This is a genomic window from Microcystis aeruginosa LEGE 91341, from assembly GCF_015206885.1.
Lineage (GTDB): Bacteria > Cyanobacteriota > Cyanobacteriia > Cyanobacteriales > Microcystaceae > Microcystis > Microcystis aeruginosa_H.
Genome location: NZ_JADEXY010000038.1, coordinates 1 through 13,538, shown reverse-complemented (window position 1 = coordinate 13,538; position 13,538 = coordinate 1). Strand labels below are relative to the sequence as shown.

General features: G+C 45.4%; 17 protein-coding genes. 11 read left to right on the top strand and 6 right to left on the bottom strand.

What is annotated here, in order from left to right:
- The first annotated feature begins 69 nt into the window (after positions 1-69).
- From IQ234_RS07870 to IQ234_RS07855, 4 genes are all read left to right on the top strand, one after another.
- Positions 70-1,152: a sulfate ABC transporter substrate-binding protein gene (locus IQ234_RS07870; protein WP_193956688.1), complete on the top strand. Its 1,083-nt coding sequence runs from the start codon at positions 70-72 to the stop codon at positions 1,150-1,152.
- 95 nt (positions 1,153-1,247) lie between these two features.
- The gene (locus IQ234_RS07865; RefSeq protein ID WP_002787142.1) at positions 1,248-1,628 is read left to right on the top strand and encodes a hypothetical protein; all 381 of its coding nucleotides are present in this window, start codon (positions 1,248-1,250) and stop codon (positions 1,626-1,628) included.
- Complete coding sequence (locus IQ234_RS07860; RefSeq protein ID WP_193956687.1) at positions 1,625-2,293, top strand: phosphatase PAP2 family protein; 669 nt, start codon at positions 1,625-1,627, stop codon at positions 2,291-2,293. The genes IQ234_RS07865 and IQ234_RS07860 overlap by 4 nt, the downstream gene beginning before the upstream one ends.
- 110 nt (positions 2,294-2,403) lie before the next feature.
- Positions 2,404-3,402 carry a sulfurtransferase gene (locus IQ234_RS07855; protein WP_193956686.1) on the top strand — a complete coding sequence of 333 codons (999 nt, stop codon included), beginning with the start codon at positions 2,404-2,406 and terminating at the stop codon, positions 3,400-3,402.
- A 223-nt stretch (positions 3,403-3,625) separates the two neighbouring features.
- Here IQ234_RS07855 and cpcA read toward each other — a convergent pair whose 3' ends face one another.
- Positions 3,626-4,117: a phycocyanin subunit alpha gene (gene cpcA, locus IQ234_RS07850; RefSeq protein ID WP_002732914.1), complete on the bottom strand. Its 492-nt coding sequence runs from the start codon at positions 4,115-4,117 to the stop codon at positions 3,626-3,628.
- Between the two features lie 55 nt (positions 4,118-4,172).
- Positions 4,173-4,691 (bottom strand): phycocyanin subunit beta, encoded by a 519-nt coding sequence (locus IQ234_RS07845; protein WP_002733930.1) that lies wholly within the window; start codon positions 4,689-4,691, stop codon positions 4,173-4,175.
- A gap of 637 nt (positions 4,692-5,328) precedes the next feature.
- Between IQ234_RS07845 and cysK the strand changes: the two genes are divergently transcribed.
- The 7 genes from cysK to IQ234_RS07815 all read left to right on the top strand — a co-directional run bounded on the left by cysK (position 5,329) and on the right by IQ234_RS07815 (position 9,498).
- Positions 5,329-6,276 (top strand): cysteine synthase A, encoded by a 948-nt coding sequence (cysK, locus tag IQ234_RS07840; protein ID WP_193956685.1) that lies wholly within the window; start codon positions 5,329-5,331, stop codon positions 6,274-6,276.
- 15 nt (positions 6,277-6,291) lie between these two features.
- Complete coding sequence (locus tag IQ234_RS21590) at positions 6,292-6,417, top strand: hypothetical protein (protein WP_265578473.1); 126 nt, start codon at positions 6,292-6,294, stop codon at positions 6,415-6,417.
- Positions 6,414-6,509 carry a PLP-dependent transferase gene (locus IQ234_RS21065; protein ID WP_228008420.1) on the top strand — a complete coding sequence of 32 codons (96 nt, stop codon included), beginning with the start codon at positions 6,414-6,416 and terminating at the stop codon, positions 6,507-6,509. The genes IQ234_RS21590 and IQ234_RS21065 overlap by 4 nt, the downstream gene beginning before the upstream one ends.
- 159 nt (positions 6,510-6,668) lie before the next feature.
- Positions 6,669-7,205 (top strand): MgtC/SapB family protein, encoded by a 537-nt coding sequence (locus tag IQ234_RS07830; RefSeq protein WP_002787138.1) that lies wholly within the window; start codon positions 6,669-6,671, stop codon positions 7,203-7,205.
- Between the two features lie 216 nt (positions 7,206-7,421).
- Complete coding sequence (locus tag IQ234_RS07825; RefSeq protein WP_193956684.1) at positions 7,422-8,096, top strand: hypothetical protein; 675 nt, start codon at positions 7,422-7,424, stop codon at positions 8,094-8,096.
- A gap of 157 nt (positions 8,097-8,253) precedes the next feature.
- Positions 8,254-8,829 carry a Crp/Fnr family transcriptional regulator gene (locus tag IQ234_RS07820; protein ID WP_151695583.1) on the top strand — a complete coding sequence of 192 codons (576 nt, stop codon included), beginning with the start codon at positions 8,254-8,256 and terminating at the stop codon, positions 8,827-8,829.
- A gap of 30 nt (positions 8,830-8,859) precedes the next feature.
- Positions 8,860-9,498: a cadmium resistance transporter gene (locus tag IQ234_RS07815; RefSeq protein ID WP_193956683.1), complete on the top strand. Its 639-nt coding sequence runs from the start codon at positions 8,860-8,862 to the stop codon at positions 9,496-9,498.
- A 123-nt stretch (positions 9,499-9,621) separates the two neighbouring features.
- On the opposite strand, the gene IQ234_RS07810 is transcribed toward IQ234_RS07815, so the two are convergent.
- The 4 genes from IQ234_RS07810 to IQ234_RS07795 form a co-directional block, all read right to left on the bottom strand.
- Positions 9,622-10,455 carry a hypothetical protein gene (locus tag IQ234_RS07810; RefSeq protein WP_228008419.1) on the bottom strand — a complete coding sequence of 278 codons (834 nt, stop codon included), beginning with the start codon at positions 10,453-10,455 and terminating at the stop codon, positions 9,622-9,624.
- A gap of 116 nt (positions 10,456-10,571) precedes the next feature.
- A complete protein-coding gene (gene metX / locus IQ234_RS07805; RefSeq protein WP_193956682.1) occupies positions 10,572-11,663 on the bottom strand; it encodes a homoserine O-acetyltransferase MetX in 1,092 nt (363 codons plus the stop codon).
- Between the two features lie 15 nt (positions 11,664-11,678).
- Complete coding sequence (locus IQ234_RS07800; protein ID WP_193956681.1) at positions 11,679-12,977, bottom strand: O-acetylhomoserine aminocarboxypropyltransferase/cysteine synthase family protein; 1,299 nt, start codon at positions 12,975-12,977, stop codon at positions 11,679-11,681.
- A 189-nt stretch (positions 12,978-13,166) separates the two neighbouring features.
- Positions 13,167-13,538 (bottom strand): PEP-CTERM sorting domain-containing protein (locus IQ234_RS07795; RefSeq protein ID WP_193956680.1); only part of this gene is annotated, 372 nt, incomplete at its 5' end.

The window sequence follows — 13,538 nt, the reverse complement described above, 5'->3', positions numbered from 1 at the left end:
GTATAGAATACAATTCGAGAGAAAATACCTAGCAATCTCCCATAAATAAACAAAGGAGCCGATGACATCGTGATCCCTGATCCTAGATCCTCAAAACCGAAAACCCTCTTACCTTTTATTTCTCTAGCTACGGCTGCCGTTGTCACAACGGGAATCGGACTAGCTTCTAGTCCCCTATCGGCATCAAGTAATCTGCTGGCAAGTCCGGACAAACAGCAAGCTAAACAAAAAACCGTGGAAATCACCCTAGTTTCCTACGCGGTGACTCAATCGGCCTACTCAAAAATCATTCCTCTATTCGTCAACAAATGGAAAAGAGAGAAAAAACAGGATGTAGTGATTAAACAGAGTTATGGCGGCTCTGGTTCCCAAACCCGCGCTGTTATCGACGGATTAGATGCAGATGTGGTAAATTTGGCTATCGGTTCCGATGTGGAACGCCTGCAAAAAGCGGGTTTAGTTAACCCCGGTTGGCAGAAAGAATTACCCAATAACGCCATCGCCACTCGTTCCGTGGTAGCCTTAGTTACTCGTCAGGGCAATCCCAAAGGAATCCGCAACTGGCCGGATCTAGCCAAATCGGGGATTAAAGTGATTACTGCCAACCCGAAAACCTCTGGGGTGGCCCGTTGGAATTTTTTGGCCCTGTGGGGAGCGGTAACTCAGACCGGCGGCAATCAAGCACAAGCGACCAATTTCGTCCGCAATGTCTATAAAAACGTGCCTGTACTACCCAAAGATGCCCGGGAAGCCAGCGATGTCTTCTTTAAACAGGATCAGGGGGATGTGCTGCTTAACTACGAAAACGAGGTAATTTTGGCCCGTCAAAAAGGGGAAACCGGTTTTTCCTATACTATTCCTCCGGTCAATGTTTCGATCGATCCACCGGTGGCCGTAGTGGATAAAATAGTTGATAAACGCAAAACCCGGGAAGTAGCGACAGCTTTTGCCCAATTTCTCTTTACTCCCGAAGCGCAGCGGGAATTCGCCAAGGTGGGTTTCCGTCCGGTTAATGCTAATGTGGCTAAAGAGTTTAGTAAACAATACCCAAAAGTGCCGAATCTGTTCTCCTATACGGCGATCGGTAGTTGGGAGGAGATACAGAAAAAATTCTTCGCTGATGGGGCGATTTTTGACCAAATTCAGCGTTAATTAGTAGTGAGCCATCAGCCGTCAGCTAGATAGCAGAGATAGTTGATTGCTGATGGCAAAAAAAACAAAACTAATAGTTAGTAACTAAAAAAAAGATGTATCTACTTGACAAAATCAAAAACGGAAGCTTGGTATTGATTGGTTACTTATTATCGCCCCTGTGTTGGTGGAACGATCTAATTTTTAATCTGCCGATCGCCTACGGTTTTGGTCGTTTAATTGCTTGCTTACACGCCGATTTTTTTCTACCTGCGGCCGTGGTTGGTTATTGGTTATCTAATCTTGTGGGAATCCTACTGATGCAATTCGGGACGAAAGAATTAATCGGTGGAGAGAAAGAAGAACGCAATTGGCCAAAAGAATTAAGAAATGGATTACTTTCCTCGACTGCCTATACATTAGTAATTATGGTCTTAATTCATTTTCAGGTATTAGAAATGCCTCTGTTATCCTCGATCGCTACTTTTTCCCCGTGATTCCCAAAACCTACTTAAACAATAGCTTATTTTTCTTAGCCATCTTGTTAACATCGCTAAGTTTTACGGATTTAGCGATCGCTATTGATCGGCATCCCCAAGGATTTGCTTGGGAAAAATCCCTGATGCTATCTATTCATCAAACCGCTAATTTAAACCTAAACTTTTTGGCCATAAAATTAACGGGATTAGGTACTTATTGGGGAGTGGCTCCGATACTAACAATTTCACTGCTGATTTTTGCCCTAAAAAAATACTGGTATGGGTTCGCTTATCTCCTTGTAACTATGGCGGGAGGTTGGGCAATTAGTTATAATCTCAAGATTCTTTTTCATCGGAATCGCCCGCAATTTTGGCCGTTATTTTATCCCTTACCCGATGATTTTGCCTTCCCTAGCGGTCATGCTTTATTTAGTTCCCTGTTAGTGGTTTCTTTACTGATCCTATCTTGGAAAACGCGCTGGTTTTTAGGGGTAGTTTTACTGGGGATTCCCCTGGTTTTGGTTATTGCTTGGACTCGTCTTTATTTAGGGGTTCACTTTCCTAGTGATATCCTTGCCGCTTGGCTTTTAGCGATCGCTTGGTCTTTCCTAGTTCATATCTGGTGGCGACAGTTATTAGAGACACCCAAGGCGATCAACACCCAAGAGGAAATTAATAATTAGTTGATCGACTTGCTGCCAAAAAAAATATCACGTTATACCTAAATTTTTGGAGAAAGCTAATCAAAGCCCTATAGTAATTATTGTTTGATATTCGTCGCTGACACTGAATCATGAAACCAAAACTGCCTAAAGGGAAAGGTCTATCCCTGGGACGGTTTCAAAGCCGTCCCCTTGCTTTTCTCACTTTAGTTCTTCTCTGCATTTTAACCTTTACCTTAGCACCGTCATCGCCCCTGATGGCCACGTCTAAATCTGAGACTAAGATAGACTTTGTATCGCCGGTTTGGGTAGCACAAAATCTCAACGATCCGAAGTTAAAAATTCTCGATCTGCGGATTAATCCTTTGGAATATATCACCGGTCATTTACCGAAAGCGGTGAATATAGCCGATAATAATTTTCGCGGTCCGAACGGATTTTTGCCGGTTCAATATTGGCAAGAGGATAAAATTGGCAGTCTCTTTGCCGCTGCGGGAATCACTAATGGCGATCGAGTGGTAGTCTATTCCGATGGTCGCGATGTCTTGGGGGCAACCATGGTCGCTTATTTATTAGAGCGATCGGGTTTCCGAGATGTGGCCGTCTTAGATGGTGGTTTTAAGGGTTATAAGGCTTCTGAACAAAAGGTAACGAAAGAATTCCCTAAATATCAACCAGGGAGCTTTACTGTCCGTGATAATCCCTCGATTCGGGTGACTTTGGCAGAAGTAGAGAAATTGATCGGCAAACCCGATGTGGTTTTTATCGATCCTAGACCGGAAGAACTTTTTCAGGGGAAACAGGATATCTGGCTGAGAAATGGTCATATTCCGGGGGCGAAAAATATACCCTGGCCGACCTTTACGGAAGCGAATAATCCCGATGAATCTCTGAAAAATCCCCATAAATTGAAATCTTTAGACGAAATCAGGAAGATTCTTGCCCAACGCAACATCAAGCCCTCGGATAATATTATCGTCAGTTGCAGTACGGGACGGGAAGCGACTTTACAGTATGTTGTCCTCAAACATCTGCTCGGTTATCCCAAGGTGCGAATTTATGAGGGTTCTTGGACAGAGTACAGTACCACAGATCTGCCCGTCGCTACTGGGCCAGAAAAAGCGGTCTGAAGTCAAGTTTGTCGGTTTATACTCGTTGTGTTTAACCATCTTACCCAAGATGGTTTTTTTGTTGGGGTAGGTTCGCGAGGATGGCTAAGTTAGGCAGAAAACGGGTTTCTCGGAGAAACCCGTTTTCTGAATTTAGTATTAGACGGACGCAAAAAAACCTCGGCGCTCATCCCGAGGTGAATTTAGGAGATTTGAGCTTATTTTGACGTAAAGTTGAAGTAAATTAGCTAAGGGCGTTGATCACATAATCAATGTAGGAATTAGCTTCTACAGCAGCATCCCCACTTAATCCGTGATTGGTTTTGATGTATTTTAAGGCTTCGATATACCAGCTAGGAGATAGTTCAAAAGCACTATTAATTTCACTCAAACCGGCGACCAGATATTCATCGATCGGGCCTGTACCCCCTACCACGAGGGCATAGGTAATAATTCGGATATAGTAGCCGATATCACGAACGCACTTGGATTTCCCCCGCTCATCGTAGGCATAGTTCGGCCCCTGGAGTTGGGTGGTGTAGGGAAATTTTTGATAGACAGCGTTGGCTGCCTCTTGGGCTAAACTGGGGGCTTTTTGGGCGAGGATTTTTACCGCTTCTAGGGTGATGGCGGCCTGACGGAAACGACCGAAGGCTACTTGTAATTCAGCACTGCTGAGAAAACGGCCTTGGGAATCGGCAGTAGCCACCGCTTCGGTTAAAGGTGTTTTGGTCATCGATGGAATTGCTCCTACAAAAGTTTAATCGGATTGAGATAAGAAAGTCACAGCATCAGGAAACTGCCGCCGCCGCTCGATCGAAGTAAGAAGCGACTTCTGCTAGTAAAGAACTGCAATCCCCACGAGTGATCCCGTTGGGATCGGCTGCTAGGGCAAGGGAAGCGTCTTTGAGCTTGAGAATTCCAGCCGCAACAGAAGCACCCGGAACCCCTAGGGCGACGTAGGTTTCCCGCAGACCGTTCAAGGCGCGATCATCGAGGATGCTGGCATCGCCGGTGAAGGTGGCATAGGTAACGTAGCGCAGGATAATTTCCAAATCCCGCAAGCAGGCGGCGGCACGACGGTTTGTATAGGCGTTGCCACCGGGGGCAACTAAAACGGGTTGTTCTGAAAACAAACTACGCGCGGCATCGGTAACGATCGCAGAAGAATTACTGGAAAGACGATTGACCACATCGACCCGTTTATTACCATCTTTGACGAAGGCAATTAGGGCATTGACTTGATTCTCGCTCAGGTATTCCCCCCGGGTATCGGCCTGGGAAACGACTTTGGCAAAGGCATCTAACACCATAGTTTTCATCTCCTATAATGATGATTGGTTTCGGCAAAATATCGAGGTTGATTTTTCTGGCTTTTCTTTATTTTTCCGATAAAGTATCTAGGAGTTTTTCCCTTGGGACTATAATATCGTCCCAGAAAAAAGTTTTGCTCTCCCTTGGCCAGATTTTTTGTATATCGAGGAACAATTCTTGTTAATTGAATTTAGCGTTGTTATCCGCTCCTAGATAGACTTCGTTTTTGCCATGAATTATTTTATAGAACATATTTTCACCTTTATTTATTAAAAATTGTTTCTCAAAAAAGTGGCAAAAAAATAATTTTTTAATATAAATCTCAGAAAACTTTCCTAAATGTGTAACTCTATACCAAGAAAAAGTATCACTCTTTTCATCTCTCTAATAATTCGTTTAAGTTATTTAAACAAATGTGCTTTCATATACTAATAATAATTAACTAAATTGAGGGAAATTTCCCAAGACAATTTTATCGATTGTGCTTCGATATACAAAAAAAGTGGCAAGGCAATAAAAATCGACAGGGATTATCCCCGCCGACGCACTGTACTTCAATCTAAAAGGTATTGTAAAACAATTTAAATACATATATAATTAAAAATAGCCAACAAGTATAAAGCAAGTGGGATTATGGCGATCGCAAAAGACATCACCCAATTGGTAGGACGGACACCCCTAGTTCAACTGAATCGAATCCCAGTAGCAGAGGGAGTAAAAGCCCGCATCGTCGTCAAACTGGAAAGTATGAACCCCGCCGCCTCGGTTAAGGATCGCATCGGTGTCAGTATGGTGGAGGACGCGGAAGCCGCCGGACTAATTCACCCCGATAAAACAATTCTGGTGGAACCCACTTCCGGCAATACCGGCATCGCCCTGGCCATGGTAGCGGCAGCCAAAGGCTATCGCTTAGTCCTGACTATGCCCGAAACCATGAGTTTAGAACGACGGGCCATGTTAAAAGCTTACGGGGCGCAATTAGAATTAACCCCGGGTAGCCAAGGCATGAAAGGAGCGATCGCCCGGGCTGAGGAAATAGTCGAAAACACCCCCAACGCCTATAGTTTGCAACAGTTCCGCAACCCGGCTAACCCGAAAATTCACCGAGAAACCACCGCCGAAGAAATCTGGACTGATACCGATGGTCTGGTAGATATCGTTATCGGTGGCGTGGGAACCGGGGGAACCATTACTGGTATTGCCGAAACCATTAAACCCCGTCGTCCCCAATTTCAAGCGATCGCAGTTGAACCCTCTAATAGTCCCGTCTTATCGGGAGGACAACCGGGACCGCACAAAATCCAAGGCATCGGGGCCGGTTTTATTCCGGCCATTTTCCGACCGGAATTAATCGATGAGGTGATTATCGTCGATGATACGGACGCTTTCGCCTACGCGCGACGGTTAGCTCGTCAGGAGGGACTACTATCGGGCATCTCGGCCGGGGCGGCTTTATGGGCGGCGATTCAGGTGGGCAAAAGACCCGAAAACGAAGATAAATTAATCGTCATGATTCAGCCTAGTTTCGGGGAACGTTACCTCAGCACGGCCCTGTTTAAAGACCTCGAAGATATCGACTAATAGGACAGTAAATTGATGGAATTTGAAACGAGGGCGATTCATGGGGCGGTAACGGTTCCCATTTATCTCGGAAGCTATGAATATTCCAGGACAGGCAACCCGATGCGCTGGTCCCTGGATGGGAGAAAAATGCCCTATTGATCTCCTATTTTCAGGCTAATCATCCCAAGATCGATCGAGTTTATTATCCCAGTTTACCCAGTCATCCCCAGCATAGTCTCGCCCGTCATTAGCATCGGGTTAAAGGGGTGATTAACGGCAGCGACGGCTTTTACCTCGCCGGAAAAAGAACCCTTAAAACTGGGAATGAGAATAGGAACGATTTAAAGCGGGATATGGAAAAGGCCTTGATTGGTTAGGCGAAGTTTTTATCTCATTTGATGGGTTAAGCAATGTTTTTTGACTCGACAGATTGGCAAACGATTATTTTTCGGCTGAGTATGGCTATGGCCGTCGGCTGTCTGATTGGTTATAACCGACAGCGAGGCGGTCGTCCGGCTGGATTGAGAACTTTTATCATCGTTAGTCTCGGGGCTGCCATGTTCGTGATGATTCCCCTACAAGCGGAGGGAGATGTGGGTTATGCGTCTTCTAATGCTCTCAGTCGTACTATTCAAGGGGTCGCTTCTGGTGTCGGTTTTTTAGGGGCGGGAATCATCCTACAACAATCCCATCGGGAACTAAATAAGGTACAAGTGAAAGGTTTGACTTCGGCGGCGACTATCTGGTTAGCGGCAGGATTAGGCGCGGCTTCTGGCTGCGGTTTATGGCAGATGGTTCTGGTGGGAACTTTTTTCACTCTCTCCACCCTCAGTGGCATTAAACGACTGAAGAAAAAACAACCCTTAGCCAAATATATTAAAGGTCGTAAGAAAATATATCCGATTAATCAAGAAATAGACTCATCGGATAGTTCAGCATCCCATTAATAAAAAAAACGATAAAAATTATTTTTTATTAGGAGAGCAAAAGCTTTTCTGTAATGGCTTTTGGCTCAGATAACTTATATTTTTATTTGCAATTTATTAAACAAAAATATAATAAATTTTTTATAAAATTTTCTGTGTATAAACAAAATACAAATATTTTATATGATAGCATTTAGAGAGAGTAACTAATTTTTCTAAACAGGAGAAAATTAAATCATGATCAACCGAAATAAGAGCTTTCAAAGCCTCAAAAATCAAGTTTTCCGGCTGCTGATTTTCCTCTTAACGGTCACTTTGCTCCTCGGGGGAAGGGGAAATGCGATCGCCTTGCCGCTACTCCCCGAACCGTTGGCCGTCATTGACCGTGCAACAGCAACGGGTGGCACTGTGGTGGAACCAGTCAAGAAAAAAAATGAGGTTTCTAGCCCAAAAATTCTGGAAGATGCCCAAATTGCCTATGAAAAAGCCATCCAAGCGGCAAAATCGGCTATCGATGACCTAAATGCTCAACTGGCCGCTCCTTCTCTCGATAAGAAGATTATCGAAGCTCAACAGGACAACCTAGAGAACTTAGCGGACAATATTGACGATCTAGGGGAAAAAGTGAGTAAATTTACGAAAAAATTGACCAAATCTGGGGCTAACCTCAGTGAAACCCTGCAAAACAACCTTATTACCCTAGAAAATAGCCTTGTTAATACCTCCGAGACGATCGATATCTTAGCCGACGACACCGAACGACTCAAAGACAATGCTTCCCCTTTCCTGAAAACTCGCGTGGAAAAGACCATCGACGCAGTTAAACAAACTCTACAGGAAAGCGATCGAGCTTGGCAAGAACTGATCTCCTCGGCCACCACGGAACTGGAGAAGACTAGCACCCCGAAATAAATAGGGCTTGCAAGGGCATAAAATCAGTCTTTTTTGGGGTAATTATCGTTTTTACCCCAAAATTATCAAAAAAACCTTAACTCGTCTAAAAAGCCCCTTTATCGGGGAAATTGTGCTTTTGACTAGCTAAGTACCTCATCAAAATTAATTACCAATCATGACGCTTACCTATCAACCACCAACCCCCCATCGCTGGCACTTTGATAATCGGGCGATTTTGCCCCTTAGAAACCCTAATTTCTGGAAAATCGAGAGTGGAGTCGTGAAAACCTCCACCTGGTTAGAAGATGGAACCCTGATCGTCTTGGGATTGTGGGGACCTGGCAATTTTGTTGGCAAAACCCTAGAGAGAGTCAATCCCTATCAAGTTGAGTGCATCACTCCTGTGCAAGCAGTTTCCTTTTCCACAGTTGAGAGTTATCAAATGGCAGAAATTCTGCTGTCTCATCTTCAGCAAGCACAAGAACTAAGTATTATTCGTAGCTACAAACGTACTGATGTTATGGTTGTGAAATTACTGTCATGGTTAGGCAATCAATTTGGTAAACAAACCGGTACCGGACAATTAATTGATGTGCGTCTAACTCATCAGGATATCGCTGACTTATTAGGAACCACTAGAGTCACAATTACCCGCGCACTTAATCATCTTGAACAACAGGGGGCCGTGGAACGTCTTCCCGTCCATCGTCTTCTTTTACGAGAGGAGGACATCTGGCACTACGAGATTTAGAATGGGAAGGATTATCTCTTTTTTCAATCTATGAATTGGTTAGTAACCCTTTTAATTACTAGCGTGACGAGTTTTGTGGCCACAAATCTCGATGATCTGATGGTGCTAATGTTGTTTTTCTCGCGACTTAATGCTAATTTTCGACCTCGACACCTGATTGTTGGTCAATACCTCGGTTTTACCCTGATTCTCCTAGCTAGTTCCCTCGGTTTACTATTTGGGTTACTGGTTTCTAAAGAATGGATTGGTCTATTAGGATTTATCCCTCTAATTATCGGCATTAAACAACTTTTGTCAAGGGAAAATGAGGATTATATTCAAGAAGTAAGATCAGATGTTAATTATTCTAAAAATCGCTCCTTTTTTCCTCGTTTTCCCTCCCAAACCTATTACGTTGCTGCCGTGACTGTGGCTAATGGTGGTGATAATATTGGTATCTATACCTCTCTTTTTGCCAATAATTCCCCGATGCACGTCTTAATTATCATGATAGTTTTTTATCTCATGATGGGGATTTGGTGCCTCCTAGCCTATTTTTTGATTACCCATCCCAGGATAGCTAAAGTGGTTACAAACTACGGACATAAAATTAGTCCTTTTATCTATATTGTTCTAGGGATTTATATCTTAATTGACAGCCGATCCTATCGTTTATTTTTAATGTCTTAACCAAGAATGGCCAAAAATTATCTTTCAGCTAGACCAAGTAATACTAAATCCTCTTGAAAAGTTATAAAAGAATTTGGTCTGAGAATTAAAAAACAACCCTATCCCAAGAAGATGACCGCGGCCTTAAGTGCCAACGCACGGGGTGGTAAGGTGGTTTTCGTCATGGATTATCAGATTTAAACGGGCGATCGGAGGTATGTATGATAAAGCGTGAAAACGAACAAAAATCCTTAGATTTTCTTCGGTATAACCTTTAGATTTCAGTTCGTCATCAAAATCTATATCAAAACTTTTTTTAAAATCTAGTACACCTCCACCTCGAAATCTCGTTTTCAAAAAATATCCGATGCTAGACATAAACTGAACAAAATAAAATTCATGATTGAATTTAGTGGAGGATTCAAAAAAATTTATAGTATTTAAGTCTATAGAATTTAGAATTTCAAAAACCTTCATAGTTCGTTGTACGCGAGCAAGGGGTTTCCCAAATCCAGAATTTTGAAAAAGTGCCTGACGCTGTAAGAAAAGATGGCCTCCATTTTTGCGTATTAGTTCTTTGGTGAAAATATCACTTAGAAGCAATTTCCAGTTACGAACAGTTTTATAATTATCTTGCTCCCAAGTATGTAAATAATTAAAGGTATATTCTGCTTCCGTATCTAGGAGGGTTTTGTCTGAAATGGTATGATTAGCAAAATTGGACAAGACATCAATGAGACTTTCAAATTCTTGAAAAGTAATCGCTTGATTACCGTAAGGATTTCCTGCACTCCCAAGCAAGATCAAGCGTAAAGCATAATTTCGTCTGGAATTTTTTATTCCCTGTCCTAGACGCGATATTCGAGGTCCCCCATTTTGCCATTCTTGCCAACATACACTTGTACCAACTTCTAAAAACGAGTTAGAGTTATAACGACGGAGATATTCACGAAGCTCTTTGATACTTTTAAATTCCATTGAACGAGTTCGGGGAGTTAACACGAACGATTAAAGCAAACTTCCTTTCTCTAATTTTAACAAGATTTCCTCTCAAACATCCCGATCGCCTCCGGCGCAGCAACGCCGATCGCTTTCTACCCAGTCATCCCGAACCCGCAACCGTCACGAGTTCCCCTTTCTAAACGGAAAGTGACGAGAAGATCATTCAACGCATCCATATCGCCATCCATTAAAAACGCATCGTGACCGTGCGGCGATCGCAACCAGAATAATTCCGAATTGGGGATATATTTCGCTAACTCCTCTTGTTCCACCGGAGGATAAAGAAGATCCGAATTGATCGCCACGATCGCCGTCGGTTGTTGAATCGACTGTAAAACCGATTCGTAACTTTTTCCCGTCCGGGTGACATCATGACGATCCATCGCCCTACTTAAGGTGATATAAGCATTAGCATCAAAACGTTCGACTAACTTTTTCCCCTGATATTCTAGATAGCGGGCGATCGTGAACTCTCCCCCCTCCCCGTACTCCCGGCCGAAACGTTCCTCAAAACTGGCGTGCGATCGGTAGGTAGTCATCGCCATCATCCGGGCTGCCGATAAACCCCGGGCCGGAGGGCGATCGATCGCATAATTTCCCCCTTGCCAATCTGGATCAGCGTAGATCGCCCCCCTTTGGGCCTCTCCCAGCGCGATACACCAGGCCGAATGTCGTCCCGAAGCCGCAATCACAGCGATCGATCGCGTCCTCTCCGGGTATAGTAGCGCCCATTCCAAAACCTGCATCCCCCCCAAGGAACCCCCGATCACCAACCGCAAAGACTCGATCCCCAACGCATCCATCAAAAGCCGTTGTAGGTGAACCAGATCCCGAATGGTAATCTCTGGGAAAGTCGGGCCGTAGGGTTTACCGGTACGGGGATCGATCGAAGTCGGGCCGGTTGTCCCGTAGCAACTACCGAGAATATTGCTACAGACAATAAAATCGCGGGTCGGATCGAGAACGCGTCCAGTTCCTAACAAAGGTTCCCACCAAGCTTCCACGTCCGCCGATCCCGTGAAGGCATGACAGACAATAACCCCGTTATCCCGCTTGTTATTCAAAATTCCCCAGGTTCGATAGGCGATCCGCACCCTTTCGAGAACCGCCCCCGATTCGAGAACAAAAGGATGCGGTGGGGAATAGAAACGGGTTTCCGGGGAGATAAAGTCTAGGCGATCCATGGGCGGGGTGGTGGGTTATAAACTCTGGAAAGTTTGCTGGAAATCCTCGATAATATCGTCAATATGTTCCAAACCCACGGAAACGCGGATTAATTCGGGCGTTACTCCCGCCGATCGCTGTTCTTCCTCGTTTAACTGCTGGTGAGTCGTCGAGGCGGGATGGATAACCAGGGTTTTCGCGTCGCCCACATTGGCGAGATGGCTGGCCAGTTTCACCCGGTTGATAAAATTCCGCCCGGCCTCGAAACCGCCCCGAATCCCGAAGGCTAAAACCCCGCCGAAGCCGTGTTTTAGGTACTTCTTCGCCCGTTCGTGGTAAGGATGTTCTGATAATCCGGGATAGTCCATCCATTGCACCTGTGGCTGTTCTTTGAGCCAGTTCGCCAGGGCCAAGGCGTTGGACAGATGACGATCGACCCGTAGGGAGAGGGTTTCCAATCCCTGTAGCAGTAAAAATGCGTTAAACGGACTCAAGGCGGGCCCAAAATCCCGCAATCCCTCCACCCGCGCCCGGATAATAAAGGCGATATTGCCGAAAGGGCCAGACGGTCCGAACACCTCATAGAAATTCAACCCGTGATAACCCGGTGCGGGTTCGGTAAACTGGGGAAATTTGCCGTTTCCCCAGTCGAATTTCCCCGAATCGACGATTACTCCGCCGATGGAAGTGCCGTGACCGCCGATCCATTTGGTGGCCGATTGCACCACGATATCGGCCCCCTGTTCGATCGGGCGACAGAGATAGCCGCCGCAGCCGAAGGTATTATCGACGATGAGAGGGATACCGTTCTCGTGGGCGATATGGGCCAGGGCGGCAAAATCGGGAATATTAAATCGGGGATTGCCAATCGTCTCGACGTATAAGGCTTTAGTGCGTTCGTCGATCGCCGCTCGAAAAGCTTCGGCCTCATCGCCATCGACGAACTTGACATTTATTCCTAAACGTGGTAAGGAAACTTTGAACTGATTATAGGTTCCGCCGTAGAGGTAGCTAGTGGAAACGATATTATCCCCCGCAGCCGCGATATTAGCGATCGCTAGAAATTGCGCTGCCTGACCGCTAGAGGTGGCCAGGGCCGCCGCACCTCCTTCTAAAGCGGCGATCCGCTTCTCAAAGACATCGGTGGTCGGGTTCATGATCCTGGTGTAGATGTTGCCGAACTCTTCCAGGGCAAACAGTCGCGCCCCGTGGTCGGCATCGTTGAAAACGTAGGAGGTGGTTTGATAGATGGGAACGGCGCGGGCGTTGGTTCCGGGGGCGGGTTCCTGGCCGGCGTGTACTTGTAGCGTCTCGAAACGGTAACGGTCAGACATAGGCGCTCAGGGAGGAAAATAAAGGGTAAATTCCCCGATCTGTGCGATCAAGGAAAAAGGGTGATTATATCCTGAATACTGGATAAATAGAGGTTTTTGCCCTATTTATCGGTATTTTTCATCAATGAAATTCGCTGGTTGATGGCATTTTAATTAAAAGCATTCACTTCCTAACTGGGAGTAGAACGATCAGGCCTTGCCTCGTTTCACAAAGATTCCAAGACTTCCTGCGAGTAGAGTTGCGAACACGACACTCGGTTCGGGAACCTTTACGTCGGCGGCGATTACTTTGAAATCTGGTCCGTTATCGCCGACTCCGTTCAGACGGAGGGGATCGTTATTGCGCTTGCTAGTTAAGCGCAGGGTTCGGGAGCGGATACCGTCGAGCCTAATCCCGATCGAACCAATATTGAACGGGCCGTTGTCGAGGACGGGAGGAACGATTGTCCTGATGTTATAGTCCGCTTTCGTGTAGTTTGCGCGTAAAATTTTATAGCCGGCTAAAACCGTCGTTCCATCGTCCGCGAGCGCTTCCACCAGTAAATCGCTATCCCCCGCAAC